At 70.2% G+C, this 13,261-nt stretch carries 12 protein-coding genes and 1 pseudogene; 4 read left to right on the top strand and 9 right to left on the bottom strand.

Annotated features, from left to right (window positions below; genetic code table 11):
* Window positions 1–13 precede the first annotated feature (13 nt).
* The 4 genes from KAK03_RS12295 to KAK03_RS12280 form a co-directional block, all read right to left on the bottom strand.
* Window positions 14–1,234, bottom strand: a complete 1,221-nt coding sequence (locus KAK03_RS12295; RefSeq protein WP_210854255.1) for an acyl-CoA dehydrogenase family protein — start codon at window positions 1,232–1,234, stop codon at window positions 14–16.
* A gap of 39 nt (window positions 1,235–1,273) precedes the next feature.
* Window positions 1,274–2,362 carry a phosphotransferase gene (locus KAK03_RS12290; RefSeq protein WP_375140982.1) on the bottom strand — a complete coding sequence of 363 codons (1,089 nt, stop codon included), beginning with the start codon at window positions 2,360–2,362 and terminating at the stop codon, window positions 1,274–1,276.
* 46 nt (window positions 2,363–2,408) lie between these two features.
* Window positions 2,409–3,113 carry a Crp/Fnr family transcriptional regulator gene (locus KAK03_RS12285; RefSeq protein WP_210854254.1) on the bottom strand — a complete coding sequence of 235 codons (705 nt, stop codon included), beginning with the start codon at window positions 3,111–3,113 and terminating at the stop codon, window positions 2,409–2,411.
* 73 nt (window positions 3,114–3,186) lie between these two features.
* The gene (locus KAK03_RS12280) at window positions 3,187–3,966 is read right to left on the bottom strand and encodes an oxepin-CoA hydrolase, alternative type (protein WP_210854253.1); all 780 of its coding nucleotides are present in this window, start codon (window positions 3,964–3,966) and stop codon (window positions 3,187–3,189) included.
* A gap of 139 nt (window positions 3,967–4,105) precedes the next feature.
* On the opposite strand from KAK03_RS12280, the gene KAK03_RS12275 reads away from it, so the two are divergent.
* Window positions 4,106–5,959, top strand: a complete 1,854-nt coding sequence (locus KAK03_RS12275) for a type IV pilus assembly protein FimV (protein ID WP_210854252.1) — start codon at window positions 4,106–4,108, stop codon at window positions 5,957–5,959.
* A gap of 19 nt (window positions 5,960–5,978) precedes the next feature.
* Here KAK03_RS12275 and KAK03_RS12270 read toward each other — a convergent pair whose 3' ends face one another.
* The 5 genes from KAK03_RS12270 to lptF are packed head-to-tail and all read right to left on the bottom strand — an operon-like array spanning window position 5,979 to window position 10,690.
* Window positions 5,979–7,142: a pyridoxal phosphate-dependent aminotransferase gene (locus KAK03_RS12270; RefSeq protein WP_210854251.1), complete on the bottom strand. Its 1,164-nt coding sequence runs from the start codon at window positions 7,140–7,142 to the stop codon at window positions 5,979–5,981.
* Complete coding sequence (locus KAK03_RS12265) at window positions 7,132–8,076, bottom strand: CysB family HTH-type transcriptional regulator (RefSeq protein WP_210854250.1); 945 nt, start codon at window positions 8,074–8,076, stop codon at window positions 7,132–7,134. The genes KAK03_RS12270 and KAK03_RS12265 overlap by 11 nt, the downstream gene beginning before the upstream one ends.
* Window positions 8,073–8,468, bottom strand: a complete 396-nt coding sequence (locus KAK03_RS12260; protein ID WP_210854249.1) for a sirohydrochlorin chelatase — start codon at window positions 8,466–8,468, stop codon at window positions 8,073–8,075. Before KAK03_RS12260 ends, KAK03_RS12265 begins: the two co-directional genes overlap by 4 nt.
* A 21-nt stretch (window positions 8,469–8,489) precedes the next feature.
* Window positions 8,490–9,596, bottom strand: coding sequence for an LPS export ABC transporter permease LptG (lptG, locus tag KAK03_RS12255; RefSeq protein WP_210854248.1), 1,107 nt, complete (start codon window positions 9,594–9,596; stop codon window positions 8,490–8,492).
* Window positions 9,593–10,690, bottom strand: coding sequence for an LPS export ABC transporter permease LptF (gene lptF, locus KAK03_RS12250; RefSeq protein WP_210854247.1), 1,098 nt, complete (start codon window positions 10,688–10,690; stop codon window positions 9,593–9,595). Before lptF ends, lptG begins: the two co-directional genes overlap by 4 nt.
* A 28-nt stretch (window positions 10,691–10,718) precedes the next feature.
* Between lptF and KAK03_RS12245 the strand changes: the two genes are divergently transcribed.
* The 3 genes and pseudogenes from KAK03_RS12245 to KAK03_RS24975 form a co-directional block, all read left to right on the top strand.
* A complete protein-coding gene (locus KAK03_RS12245) occupies window positions 10,719–12,179 on the top strand; it encodes a leucyl aminopeptidase (protein WP_210854246.1) in 1,461 nt (486 codons plus the stop codon).
* 19 nt (window positions 12,180–12,198) lie between these two features.
* Window positions 12,199–12,633, top strand: a complete 435-nt coding sequence (locus tag KAK03_RS12240; protein ID WP_210854245.1) for a DNA polymerase III subunit chi — start codon at window positions 12,199–12,201, stop codon at window positions 12,631–12,633.
* Window positions 12,634–13,085: 452 nt separating this feature from the next.
* Window positions 13,086–13,261, top strand: a pseudogene (locus KAK03_RS24975) (branched-chain amino acid ABC transporter substrate-binding protein); the annotation flags it as partial.

The raw sequence follows: 13,261 nt of genomic DNA, 5'->3' as shown, positions 1-13,261 counted from the left end.
GGGCCGGGCGACCTCAGCGGGCCGCGTGCTTGCCCAGCTCGATCTTGGCGATCGCGTTGCGGTGCACTTCGTCCGGACCGTCGGCAAAGCGCAGCGTGCGGGCCTGGGCGTAGTAGAAGGCCAGCGGGAAGTCCTGGCACATGCCGGCGCCGCCGTGCGCCTGCATCGCCCAGTCGATGACCTGGCAGGCCATGTTCGGCGCCACCACCTTGATCATCGCGATCTCGGCCTTGGCGGTCTTGTTGCCCGCCACGTCCATCATCCACGCGGCCTTGAGCGTCAGCAGCCGGGCCTGCTCGATCATGCAGCGGGCCTCGGCGATGCGTTCCTGGGTGACCGTCTGCTGGGCGATCGGCTCGCCGAAGGCCACGCGCTGCAGCGAGCGCTGGCACATCAGGCCCAGCGCGCGCTCGGCCAGGCCGATCAGGCGCATGCAGTGGTGGATCCGGCCCGGGCCCAGGCGACCCTGGGCGATTTCGAAGCCGCGGCCCTCGCCCAGCAGGATGTTGCTGGCCGGCACGCGCACGTTCCTGAAGTCGATCTCCATGTGGCCGTGCGGCGCGTCGTCGTAGCCCATCACGGTCAGCGGACGGATCGGCGTGACGCCCGGCGCATCCATCGGCACCAGGATCATCGACTGCTGCGAGTGCCGCGGCGCCTCGGGGTCGGTCTTGCCCATGAAGATCAGCACCTTGCAGCGCGGGTCGCCGGCACCACTGGTCCACCACTTGCGGCCGTTGATCACGTACTCATCGCCGTCGCGCTCGATGCGGGCCTCGATGTTGGTGGCGTCACTGGAGGCCACCGCCGGCTCGGTCATCGCAAAACCCGAACGGATCTCGCCCGCCAGCAGCGGCTTGAGCCAGCGTTCCTTGTGCTCGGCGCTGCCGTAGCGCACCAGCACTTCCATGTTGCCGGTGTCCGGGGCCGAGCAGTTGAAGACCTCACTGGACCACAGCACGCGGCCCATCAACTCGGCCAGCGGCGCGTATTCCTGGTTGGTCAGACCGGCGCCCAGTTCGCTCTCGGGCAGGAACAGGTTCCACAGGCCGGCGGCGCGGGCCTTGGGCTTGAGTTCCTCGATCACCGGCAGCGGGGTCCAGCGCTTGCCGGCCAGGGTGTTGGCCTGCAGTTCTTCCCAGTATCGGGCCTCGTTGGGGAAGATGTGCTCGTCCATGAAGGCCGACACGGCCTCGCGGAGTTGCTGCGTGCGCGGCGAGTAGCCGAAGTCCATGGTGTCTCCTGTGGGACGGAAAGCGGGGTGGGAAGAGGGTCAGCGGCCGCCGTCGGCGCGTTGGGCAAAGCCCCAGGCCAGGTCGGCCAGTGCCGGTGCGGCGTCGCCATAGGCCTGGGCCTGGGCGCTGGAGGCAGTGCCGTCCTGGTGGCGCTTGGCAATGCCCTGGGCGATGGCGGCGATGCGGAACAGGTTGTAGGCGAGGTAGAAGTCCCAGTCGGCCATCAGCGCCTGCGGATCGCTGCGACCGGTGCGTTCGCAGTAGCGGCGGACATAGTCGGCCTCCAGCGGGATGCCCAGCGATGCATGGTCGACGTCGCCGATGCCGCGGAAGGTGCCCGGCGGAATGTGCCAGGCCATGCAGTGGTAGCTGAAGTCGGCCAGCGGGTGGCCGATGGTGGACAGCTCCCAGTCGAGCACGGCGATCACGCGCGGCTCGTCGGGGTGGAAGATCAGGTTGTCGAGGCGGTAGTCGCCATGGACGATGGCGATCTCGCGCTCGTCACGGGCGCCGGCCGGGATGTGGGCCGGCAGCCACTCGAGCAGGCGGTCCATGGCCGGGTTGGGGCCGGTCACCGAGGCCAGGTACTGCTTGCTCCAGCGACCGATCTGGCGCTCGAAGTAGTTGCCGGGCTTGCCATAGTCGGCCAGACCCACCGCGGCCACGTCCACCGTGTGCAGCGCGGCGATGACGCGGTTCATCTCGTCATAGATGGGGGCCCGCTGCTCAGGGGTCATGCCCGGCAGCGTCTGGTCCCACAGCACGCGGCCCTGCACGTACTCCATCACGTAGAAGGCGCGGCCGATGATGGATTCGTCCTCGCACAGCAGGTGCATGCGGGCCACCGGCACGGGGGTGTCGGCCAGTGCACTCATCACGCGGAACTCGCGCTCGATGGCGTGCGCGGACGGCAGCAGCTTCGCCACCGGCCCGGGCTTGGAGCGCATCACGTAGCGCCGCTGCGGTGTGACCAGCAGGTAGGTGGGGTTGGACTGCCCGCCCTTGAACTGCTCCACGCCGAGCGGGCCCTCGAAGCCCGGCAGGTGGGCCTGCAGGTGTCGCGCCAGGGCGTCGGTGTCGAAGCGGTGGCGCTCGGCCACCGGGCGGGTGCCAGTGAAGTGGTCCATCGGGGTCAGTCTCCGCCGGGGAGGCGGCGACGCAGCCCCGGGTGGTTCAGCGGTCGGCGGCGGCCAGCAGCTTGTCGCGCGAGAGCACCACCAGGCGCGTGGGCTCCACGCGCAGCGCACCTTCGCGCTCGAGCTCCTTGAGCTCCTGGTTGACCCGCTGGCGCGAGGCGCCCAGCAGCTGCGCCAGGTCTTCCTGCGCCAGCTGCAGGCCGATGCGGATTTCCTCGCCCTGCGAGATGCCGTAGCTCTTGGCCAGGATCAGCAGCTGCTTGGCCAGGCGCGCGGCCAGCGGGCGGGTGTTGAGGTCCTCGATCAGATTGAACATCAGGCGCAGGCGCCGGCAGTTCAGCCGCAGCAAGGCGTCGTAAAGCTCCACATGCTGCGACAGCAGCTCCTTGAAGTCGGGCTTGCGCACGATCAGCAGGGTGGTCGGTCCATGGGCCGAGGCGTCGTGGGTGCGCGGCAGGCCGTCGAACAGCGCGGCATCGCCGATCCAGGTGCCCGGCTCGGCATAGGTCAGCGTGACCTGCTTGCCCGACAAGGACACCGAGCTCACCCGCACCGCGCCCTTGGCCACGCCGATCCAGTCCTCGGCCGGTGTGCCCCGTGCCGCCAGCATCGCGCCGTCGTTCAAGCGACGCACGTGGGCACGGGCCAGGATGGCCGAGCGCAGCGCGTGCGAGAGTGACGAGAACCATGCACCTGCTTCGATGTTGTGACGCTCGTCGATTGTAAGAACGGGGGTGTTCATGGCTTGTCCCGGGCGCGACAAACCAGGTCGCGCAATGGATCAGTGAAAACGCGGGGCGGCCAGCCGCCGTCGCCTAGTGGAATGCGGCAGCGCGGCGTTGCAGGAAGGCCGCGATGCCTTCCCCCGCATTGTCATGGAACAACTGGTCCAGAAAGGCTTCGCGTTCAGCCTCCAGGTGCGTGCGCAGCGCGTTCTCCGGCGCCGCGGCCACCAGGGCCTTGGCGCCGGCCAGCGCATTGGGGGCCATGCGGGCGAGCTGCGCGGCCAAGGCCAGTGCTTCGCTCAGCGCCGATCCCGGTGCGCAGACCCGGTTGACCAGGCCGTGCTGCTGCAGGCGCTCGGCGGCGATGGGCTCGGCCAGCCAGACCCATTCGCGCACCAATGGAGCCGGCACACTGCGGCCGAGGAACCAGGTGGCGCCGCCGTCCGGGGTCAGACCGACCCGGCCATAGGCCAGCAGAAAGCGCGCGTCCCGGGCCGCCACCATCAGGTCGCAGGCCAGGGCCAGCGAGAACCCCGCCCCCGCTGCCGCACCTTCGACCGCGGCGATCACCGGCTTGGGCAGGGCGCGCAGGGTGTCGATCAGTCCATGCAGCGCATCGATGGCCTCGGCCTGCTGCGCCCGGGTGCCCTGGCGCGCGCGCTCCAGCCGCTGCAGGTGGCCGCCGGCGCAGAAATGGCCGCCAGCACCGGTCAGCACCACGCTGCGCACCTCCGGGTTGGCGGCGGCGGTGTCCAGGGCTTCGACCAGCGCCGCATAGAGCGTGGGCGACAGCGCGTTGCGGCTGCCGGGGTCGCTGAGGGTGATGACGCTGCAGCGGTCGACCAGCTGCGTGAGAACGGTGGCGGTCATGGTGGGTGAGGGCGGTGCCGCAGGCAAGAGACACGGCATTCTTGCATCGGTGCCACACCCCCACGCTTGGGGCGCGGATTGAGAGCCACTCGTGTTAGAGTGCCCCGAACAATCCCTTACAGCGATCCCCACACACGGCATGGCTCTCCCCCGCGCGACGCTCGTCATCGCACTGGCGGCCTCGGTGGCGCCTCTTGGTGCCCACGCGGTCGGTTTCGGGCGGGTCACGCCTTCCGGCGTACTGGGGCAGCCCCTGTCGCTGCTGGTGCCGATCCGCCTGGACCAGGGTGAACAACTCTACGCCGAGTGCATCCACGCGGAAGTCACTGCGGGCGACAGCCTCCTGGTGTCCAGCCAGGTGCGTGTGAGTGTGACCCCCACGGCCAATCCGGCGGAATGGAACGCCCGCATCACCACCACCGTGCCCTTGCTCGAGCCGGTGGTCGAGGTCGCGGTCAGTGCCGGCTGCGAGCGCCGCTTCATGCGGCGCTTCACCGCCTTGCTCGATCCCCCGCTGATGGCGCTGTCGTCGCCGGCGCTGCCCTCGGCCGGCCTGAGCGAGCGGCCGCGGTCGTCTGACGCTGACCTGCTGGCGCCGCGCTCGCGGCCGGTGCGCAGCCCCGACGCGGTGGTGCGGCGTGAGCGCGCAGCTTCAACGGCCCCGCGTGCCGAGGCCCCCCGTGCCAGCCTGAAGTCGGCTCCCAAGGTGGCGCCCGCCCCAGCGGCCGCGGCGCGTGCCAATGCCGAAGCGGGCGAGCGCCAGGTCGCGCGTCTGCTGCTGGATGTGGGCAGCGGACCGCGTTTGCGCATGGACATCGAGGACCCGGTCTTCATGCCGGCGGGCAGCGCCTCGGCGGCATCCGGTGCGGGCGAGGCCCTGGACAGCGAGTCCGAGCGCCTGCGCCTGCTCGAGAAGACCCTGGCCGACCTCAAGCAGGAGGCCAACGCCTACCGCCGTACCGAGACCGGCCTGAAAGCACGCCTGGCCGAGTCCGAAGGCCGCAGCCGGCTGGTGCCCTGGCTGGTGGGGCTGCTGGTTCTGGCCGGTGGTCTGGTCGGCTGGCTGCTGTGGCGCCAGCGGGGCCAGTCCACGACCGAGCGGGCCGACGCCGGCGCGTCCCTGCTGCCGGAGAGCAACAAGTCCGACACCCCTTGGTGGGGCGACGGGGCGGCGCCCAGCGTGGCCGCGGCGCCGGCGCCACAGGCCGAACCGGACGAGGGCGAGCACACCGGCGCACGGGTCGTCGTCGACTTCGACGGGCCGGCCTCCGCCCCCGCCGCCTACGAGCGCACCCAGCCGTTCACAGCGCCGATGCTGGCCGATGCCCAGTCCTCGATCGTCGACGGCCAGTCGCCGGCGCGCGAGGTCTCGGTCGAGGAACTGCTGGACCTGGAACAGCAGGCCGACTTCTTCATCGCCCTGGGTCAGGAGGATGCCGCGGTCGATCTGCTGATGTCGCACCTGCGCGGCACCGGCGGCCAGAGCCCCTTGCCCTACACCAAGCTGCTCGAGATCTACCGTCGCCAGGGCGATCGCACCGCGTACGAGCGCATCCGCGCGCGCTTCAACCGCCGCTTCAACGCCTATGCGCCCGACTGGGACCAGGGGCCGCAGCACGGTCGCACGCTGGAAGAGTACCCCGAGGTGGTGCAGCGCCTGCAGGGCCTGTGGTCGTCGCCGCTGAATGCGATGGCCGTGCTCGAGGCCATGCTGTTCCGCAACGACGAACTGCAGGAGCTTTTCGACCTGCCGGCCTACAAGGACGTGCTGCTGCTGTACTCGCTGGCGCGCGACCTGTACCAGCAGGAAGGCGTGACCGCGGCCGATGTCGACCTGCTGCTGCCGATCGGCGACGACGCCGCGTTCGCGGCCAGCGCCCCGGCGCCGCACAACGATGGCGTGGCGCAGGGTCGGGACGACGCCTACGACCTGACCTCGTTCAACCTCGAACTGCAGCCCACCGAGCCGCGGCGCGGCGAGCCCAAGGCCTGAAGGCCCGGCCCCTGGGCCGCTAGAGCGCGGCCAGGCGCTCGAGCGCGCGCGTCAGCGTGGCGTCCTGCTTCGCAAAGCAGAAGCGCGCGATGCGCCGCTGGGGCGGCGTGGCGCAGAAGGGCGAGAGCGGGATCGCAGCCACACCTACCTCGGTGGTCAGCCAACGGCAGAAGGCCTCGTCGTCAAGCGCCGACACCGGGCTGTAGTCCACGCACTGGAAGTAGCTGCCCTCGCAGGGCAGCAGCACCAGGCGGCTGGCCGCCAGACCGGCGCGGAACAGGTCGCGCTTGCGCTGGTAGAAGTCGGGCAGGCCTTCATAGTGGGCCGGCTCGGCCAGGTAGCGTGCCAGCGCATGCTGCATCGGCGTGTTGACCGTGAACACGTTGAACTGGTGCACCTTGCGGAATTCGGCCATCAACACCGCCGGTGCCGCGACATAGCCCACCTTCCAGCCGGTGACGTGGAAGGTCTTGCCGAAGCTCGACACCACCACCGTGCGCGCCGCCAGCTCGGGGCTGGCGCTGGCGCTGGCGTGGACCTGGCCATCGAACACCATGTGCTCGTAGACCTCGTCGCTGATCACCAGCACCTCGGTGGGGGCCAGCAGGCGGGTCAGGGCCTCGCGCTCGTCCTCGCGCCAGATGCGGCCGCTGGGGTTGTGCGGGGTGTTGATGATGATGGCCCGGGTGCGTGGGCTCAGGGCCGCACCAATGGCGTCGAAGTCGGGGCCGAAGTCGTCGACCCGCAGCGGCACGCGCACCGCGCGGGCGCCGGCCAGCGTGATCGCGGGCACGTAGCTGTCATAGCAGGGGTCGAGCACGATCACCTCGTCGCCCGGGTGCACCAGCGCCAGCACCGCGGTGAGCAGCGCCTGGGTGGCCCCGGCGGTGATCGTGATCTCGGTGTCGGGGTCGTAGCGCCGACCATGCTGGCGCTCGATCTTGCGCGAGACGGCCTCGCGCAGCGCGGGCACACCGGTCATCGGCGGGTACTGGTTCAGGCCGGCCTGCATGGCCTCGGTCACCAGGTCCAGCAGCGCCGGGTCGCCCGCGAAGTCAGGAAAGCCCTGACCCAGGTTGACCGCGCCGTGCTGCTGCGCCAGCGCCGACATCACGGTGAAGATGGTGGTGCCGACCTCCGGCAGTCGGCTCACAGGCAGCGGGGTTCGGGCGTCAGAGTTCATAGCTGTCTCCCTGGCCTTGCATGGCGCGCAGGATCAGCGGCCGGGCCAGGCGGGGTGAGAGGAGTTCGGCAAAGGCCAGCACATAGCCGCGCAGGTAGGCGCCGCGGCGGAAGGCCACGCGTGAGGTGTTCTGCCCGAACAGGTGCCCCGCCAGGCAACTGCGCAGGTCGGGGCTGGCGTTGTCGCCCTGCACCGCCATCTCGGCGACGATGCCCACGCCCAGGCCCGAGCGCACATAGGTCTTGATCACGTCCGAGTCGATCGCCTCCAGCGCGATGTTGGGCCGCAGCCGGCGCTGGGCGAAGGCCAGGTCGATGCGGCGGCGCCCGGTGAACGCGGCCTGGTAGGTGATCAGCGGGTGCTCGGCCAGCTGTTCCAGCGAAGGCCGCTCGATCGAAGCCAGCGGGTGCTGCGCCGGGAAGACCAGCACGTGCTGCCATTCGTAGCAGGGCAGGGTGACGAGCTGGTCGACCTCGGACAGTGACTCGGTGGCCAGGCCGATGTCGGCCACATCCTCCATCAGCATCTGGGCCACCTGCTCCGGCGTGCCCTGGTGCAGGCTGACCTGCACCTTGGGGTAGCGGCGGCGCAGCTGGGCCACCGGCTCGGGCAGCACATAGCGCGCCTGGGTGTGCGTGGTGGCGATCGACAGCCGGCCGCTGTCCTGCAGCGAGAACTCGTCGCCGATGCGGCGCAGGTTGGCCACCTCGCGCAGGATCACCTCGATCGACTGCAGCACCAGCTCGCCCGGCTCGGTGACACGGCGCAGGCGCTTGCCGTGGCGCGCGAAGATGTCGATGCCCAGTTCCTCTTCCAGCTCGAGGATGGCCTTCGAGATGCCCGGCTGCGAGGTATGCAGGGCCTTCGCGGTCTCGGTGAGGTTGAGCTGGCGCCGCACCGCCTCCTGGACGAAACGCAGTTGCTGGAGGTTCAAGCGCGTTCCTCGCGCGACAGCGCTGCCGCGTCGTGCAGGCCGCTGGCGATGCGCGCCATCGCATCGATCAACAGCGGTGATTCGCCCACCGCCGGGTGCAGCATCCAGTGCACGGCGGGCCAGTCGGCCTGCAGCCGCTGCAGCAGCGCGGGCACGTCCTTGCGCACATGGCCGCCCGCGCCCAGGAACAGCGGCAGGATGTCGACCGCGTGGCAACCAGCCCGCGCGAGCTCGGCGCCGGCCTCGACCATGTCGGGCGCGACGAACTCGAGGTAGGCGTTGCGCACCTCGCGGCCGGGGTGCTCGGCGCGCACCCGCGCGGCCAGTTCCACGAAGGGGCGCGACCAGGCGGGGTCGCGGGCGCCATGGGCCAGAAGAATCAATCCACGCATCGGTACTCCCGGGAGATGGGGTCAGCGGTAGCGCACCAGCCAGCCATAGGCGGTCAGCGACAGGGTCAGGAACAGCAGGCTGGGGGCGGCCGCGGCCAGCCAGGGCGTCCAGTCGTTGAGCCGGCCGAGGTGGCCGACCACGTTGTTGAGCAGCACGAAGGCCACGCCCAGCATGATGCCGCCGAAGACCTTCAGACTGACGCCGCCGGCCCGCGCGTGCATGTAGGCGAAGGGCAGGGCCAGCATCACCATGACGATGCAGGCCAGCGGGTACATCAGGCGCTTCCAGAACAGCAGTTCGTGGCGCTGCGCCGTCTGTTCCTGGTTGGACAGGTGACGGCTGTAGCGCCACAGCTCCAGCGTGGTCATGCCCTCCAGCGGCGACAGCGCGGCCGAGACGAGCCGCTCGTCCAGCGTGGTGGGCCAGTCCAGTTGCGGCTCGCGGCGCTCGACCAGGGGCTTGCCGGGATCGCCGGCCGGCGGCCAGTGGGTGTCGACCACCTCCTCCAGGCGCCAGTGGCCGTCGCGGGCCTGGGCCCGCTCGGCCTGCAGGCGGCGCTGCAGGCGGCCCTGGGCGTCGTGCTCGAAGATGCGCACCTGGCGCATCAGGCCATCCGCGTCGGTCGAGGCCACGTTGATCGAGATCGACAGTGCGCTGCCGTCCACCTCGCGGTGCTCCTTCAGCCAGGCGCCAGCCTGTCCCAGCGCCTGACCGCCGGACACGCGTGCCCGCAGCGCCGCCGCCTGCTGCTCGCCCAGCGGGGCCAGGTAATCGCCGGCCACGAAGGTCAGCACCGCGAACACCGCGCCCAGGCGCAGCAGCAGCCGCAGCGCGCGCCCCGGACCCAGGCCACCGGTGCGCAGGATGGTGAACTCGCTGGACTGGGCGAGCCGGGCCATCGCGTAGATGGTGCCGATCAGCACGGTGATCGGCGCCAGCTCATAGAAACGGTAGGGCAGCGACAACAGTGCCGACAGCGCCGCCAGGCCGACGGTGCCGCTCTTGCGGGTCACCCGCTCGAGCTCTTCGAGGAAGTCGATGAAGAAGAACAGCGACATGAAGGCCACCGCCACGAAGACGATGGACCAGACGACGTCGCGGTAAAGCAGGGCGCGCACGGTCTTCATGGCGTGGCCCCTCGTGGCGAGCGGCGCAGGCCGATGGTGGTGGCGTGGTCACGCCACCAGATCAGTCCCAGCGCCAGGCACAGCACCAGGCCGTGCAGCCCCAGCAGTGCCACCGGCATCGAGGCGCGGCCGGTGCTGACCCAGGCCTGGCTGAGGTTGAGCAGGTTGTAGTACACGACGAAGGCCAGCAGCGCGAACAGCAGGTTCCAGTTGCTGGCGCGGCGCGGGTTGGTGGCGGCCGTGCCCACGCCCAGCAGCGCCAGGTTGCAGGCCCCGAACAGCATGCTCAGGCGCCAGGTCAGCTCGCCCTGGGCGACCCGCGAGCCCTGCTGCCACAGCGCCAGCGAGCCGGTGGCCTTGGGCGCCAGCGTCTGCGCGGCGGCGGCGCGAGCGGCATCGATCTGCATGCGGTAGCTGTCGAAGGAGGTCACGGTCTGGGCGCCGGTGCGCTGGTCGCGCTCGTTGCGGTGGCCGGCATCCAGCACCAGTTCGCGCAGCTCGCCCTGCTGTTCCACCCGGCCGGCGCGGGCGGTGGTGACCGCCTCGCGGTCGCCATCGCGCGAGAGCACGAAGACATTGCGGCCAATGCCGGCCGACTCGCCCTCGCGCTCGACGAAGAACACCCGGCTGCCGTCGCGCGAGGACTGGAAGCTGCCGGGGGCCACCCGCGAGATGTCCGAGCGGTGCTCGTAGCGGTCGCGCATCTCGGCAATGCGCTGGTTGCTCCAGGGCCAGACCAGCAGCACGCCCACGCCCACTGCCAGCAGCACCGGCGTGGCGGTGCGCAGCACCGGCCGCACGAAGCGCGACAGGCCCACGCCGCTGGCGAACCAGATGGCCATCTCGCTGTCGCGGTACATGCGGCCCAGCGTCACCACCACCGCGACGAACAGCGACAGCGACAGCATGGTGGGCAAGTGGCCCAGCACGGTATAGGCCAGCAGCAGCGCCACATCGCCCGGATCGGCCACGCCATTGGCCGCCAGTCCGAGCAGGCGGATCAGAAACATCGTGACCACGATGGTCAGCAGCACCACCAGGGTTGCCCCGAATCCCCTGGAGAGTTCGCGGCGCAGGGTCGCATCGAATAACATCAGCTGCTTGTCCTCACTCAGGTGAATTATGAACGTGCAAGCCACCGTGGTCGGTACCGCCGACCTTGCCAGCGTCGAATCCGATGTGCTGGTCCTGGTGCTGGGTGCCGCCCACAAGGTGAACGCCCGCGGTACCGCCGCCGAACAGCTGTTCCATGCCGCGATCAAGAGCGGCGATCTCGAGGCCAAGGGTGGCCAGTCCCTGTACCTGCACGGCGCCCAGGGTTTCTCGGCCCGGCGCGTGCTGCTGGTCGTGGCCCGCGACGGCTCGGTCAAGGCCTTCCGGCAGGCCATCGATGGCGCGCTGGGTGCACTGAAGACCCGTGGCCTGAAGACAATGGCGGTGGCAGCGCTGGGGATCGAGCTGACCGAAGGTCATGCCGAGATGCTGTGCCTGTCGCTGGAGCACACGTTCTACGTCTATCGCCACACCAAGCCCAGCGCCGAGTCCCTGCGCGCCCCGCTCAAGGTCCAGCTGTGCGTATCCAGCGAGCAGCTGACCGCGGCCAAGGCGGGCGTGCGCCGCGGCCATGCCGTGGCCGCTGGTGTGGGCGTGGCACGCGAGTGTGCCAACCGGCCCGGCAATGCCTGCACGCCCACCTGGCTGGGCGAAGAGGCCCGCCGCATCGGCCGCGAGCACGGCCTGAGCGTCAAGGTCCTGGACCGCAAGGAGATCGAGAAGATCGGCATGGGCTCGTTCCTGTCGGTCTCGCGCGGGTCCGACGAGCCGCCGCGCTTCATCATCATGGAGTACCGCGGGGGCCCCGCCAAGGCGGCGCCGGTGGTGCTGGTCGGCAAGGGCATCACCTTTGACACCGGTGGCATCTCGCTCAAGCCCGCCCCCGAGATGGACGAGATGAAGTTCGACATGGGCGGCGCGGCCAGCGTGCTGGGCACGATGCGCGCCATTGGCGAACTCAAGCCCAAGCTCAACGTGGTGGCGCTGATCCCCACCTGCGAGAACATGCCCAGCGGTCGGGCCACCAAGCCGGGTGATGTGGTCACCAGCCTGTCCGGCCAGACCATCGAGATCCTCAACACCGATGCCGAGGGTCGGCTGATCCTGTGCGACGCGCTGACCTACGCCGCCCGCTACAAGCCGGCCGCCATCGTCGACGTGGCCACCCTCACCGGTGCCTGCGTGATCGCCCTCGGCCACCACCACGCCGGCCTGTTCGCATCCGACGACGAACTGGCAGCGCAGCTGCTGGCGGCCTCGGGCAGCGCGCAGGATCCGGCCTGGCGCATGCCGCTGGACGATGAGTACGCCGAAGGCCTGAAGAGCCGCTTTGCCGACGTGGCCAACGTCGGCGGTCGGCCGGGCGGCTCGATCACCGCGGCCAGGTTCCTGCACCGCTTCGTGGGCAGCACCCCGTGGGCGCATCTGGACATCGCCGGCGTGGCCTACAAGGGCGGTGCGGCCAAGGGCGCGACCGGCCGGCCGGTCGGCCTGCTGACCCACTTCCTGCTGTCGCGCGCCGGCCGCTGAGGGCCTGCCAGTCGTGGAGGTGCGTTTCTTCACCGGGGTCGACGAGCCGCTGGCCCTGGCCCTGCGGCTGGTGCGCAAGCGCCACCGCGAGGGCGGACGCACCGCGGTGTTCGGGCCGGCCGCACTGCTGGCCCGGCTGGACCAGGCCCTGTGGAGCGAGCCGCCGCTGGAGTTCCTGCCCCACCTGCGCCTGCGGCCGGGCGACCCCCTGCCGGCCGACGCCGCTCTCACGCCGGTCTGGCTGCTGGAGCAGCCGGCGCCGGACCTGGCCTGTGACAGTGCCGTCAACCTGGGCTTCGACCAGGTGGACGCGCTGACCGGTTTCGAGCGCGTGGCCGAGATCGTCGCCACTGAAACGCAGGCCCGGGCCGCCGGCCAGCAGCGCTGGCGCCGGTACAAGGCGCTGGGCGTGACGATCCACCATCATCCGCAGGACGGCGCGCGCCCGGACTAGGGCCTGTTCACACTACCGGAAGGGATTGCGTTGATACCCAAAAAGGCCGCAGGCAAGGCGCACACCGCAGCCGGGTTGGATACCCGGCGAGGATGTGCAACGCCGCATGCGGCCTTTTTGGGTATCAACCCTTCGGGAAGGTCCGCCAAACCGGGCCACTCGTCGTTGCCCCGCTTGCCCGCACATCAGTGCGGGCGGCGCGCTGCGTCTAGATTGGCCCGGTTTGGCGGGCCTTCGCAACCCTTCCGGTAGTGTGAACAGGCCCTAAGCCGCGGTCATCCGGGAAGGCCCCGGCCGCGTTGGAGGCGGGCGCCCGACCCGTGCTTGCCCTGATGCCGGGCGGCGTGCGCCGCAGGCGATTTGGAGTATCGTCAGCGGCGCCGGTCGAGCGGGCCCCCTTGCCGATACGGCCGACCCATTCCACTTCCATCCAGAACCGGAGGTTCCTACTCATGCAAGCCAAACTGAATGTGATCGCCATCGCCACCCTGATGGCCGCGGGCAGCGTCTATGCCCAGGACATGGTGGTGAAGATCGGTCACGTCGGTCCCACCAGCGGCGCCATCGCCCACCTGGGCAAGGACAACGAGAACGGCGCGCGCATGGCGATCGACGAGCTCAATGCCAA

The sequence above is a fragment of the Ideonella alba genome (assembly GCF_018069845.1).
Taxonomy (GTDB): Bacteria; Pseudomonadota; Gammaproteobacteria; order Burkholderiales; family Burkholderiaceae_C; genus Ideonella; species Ideonella alba.
This window is presented reverse-complemented; position numbering and strand designations above follow the sequence as displayed.

Bases quoted from the DNA above. Each gene is read 5' to 3' on its own strand.
- KAK03_RS12285 (WP_210854254.1), bottom strand. From the start codon at position 3,113: ATGAACACCCCCGTTCTTACAATCGACGAGCGTCACAACATCGAAGCA.
- KAK03_RS12260 (WP_210854249.1), bottom strand. From the start codon at position 8,468: ATGCGTGGATTGATTCTTCTGGCCCATGGCGCCCGCGACCCCGCCTGG.
- KAK03_RS12280 (WP_210854253.1), bottom strand. From the start codon at position 3,966: ATGACCGCCACCGTTCTCACGCAGCTGGTCGACCGCTGCAGCGTCATC.
- lptF (WP_210854247.1), bottom strand. From the start codon at position 10,690: ATGTTATTCGATGCGACCCTGCGCCGCGAACTCTCCAGGGGATTCGGG.
- KAK03_RS12290 (WP_375140982.1), bottom strand. From the start codon at position 2,362: ATGGACCACTTCACTGGCACCCGCCCGGTGGCCGAGCGCCACCGCTTC.
- lptG (WP_210854248.1), bottom strand. From the start codon at position 9,596: ATGAAGACCGTGCGCGCCCTGCTTTACCGCGACGTCGTCTGGTCCATC.
- KAK03_RS12270 (WP_210854251.1), bottom strand. From the start codon at position 7,142: ATGAACTCTGACGCCCGAACCCCGCTGCCTGTGAGCCGACTGCCGGAG.
- KAK03_RS12245 (WP_210854246.1), top strand. From the start codon at position 10,719: ATGAACGTGCAAGCCACCGTGGTCGGTACCGCCGACCTTGCCAGCGTC.
- KAK03_RS12295 (WP_210854255.1), bottom strand. From the start codon at position 1,234: ATGGACTTCGGCTACTCGCCGCGCACGCAGCAACTCCGCGAGGCCGTG.
- KAK03_RS12275 (WP_210854252.1), top strand. From the start codon at position 4,106: ATGGCTCTCCCCCGCGCGACGCTCGTCATCGCACTGGCGGCCTCGGTG.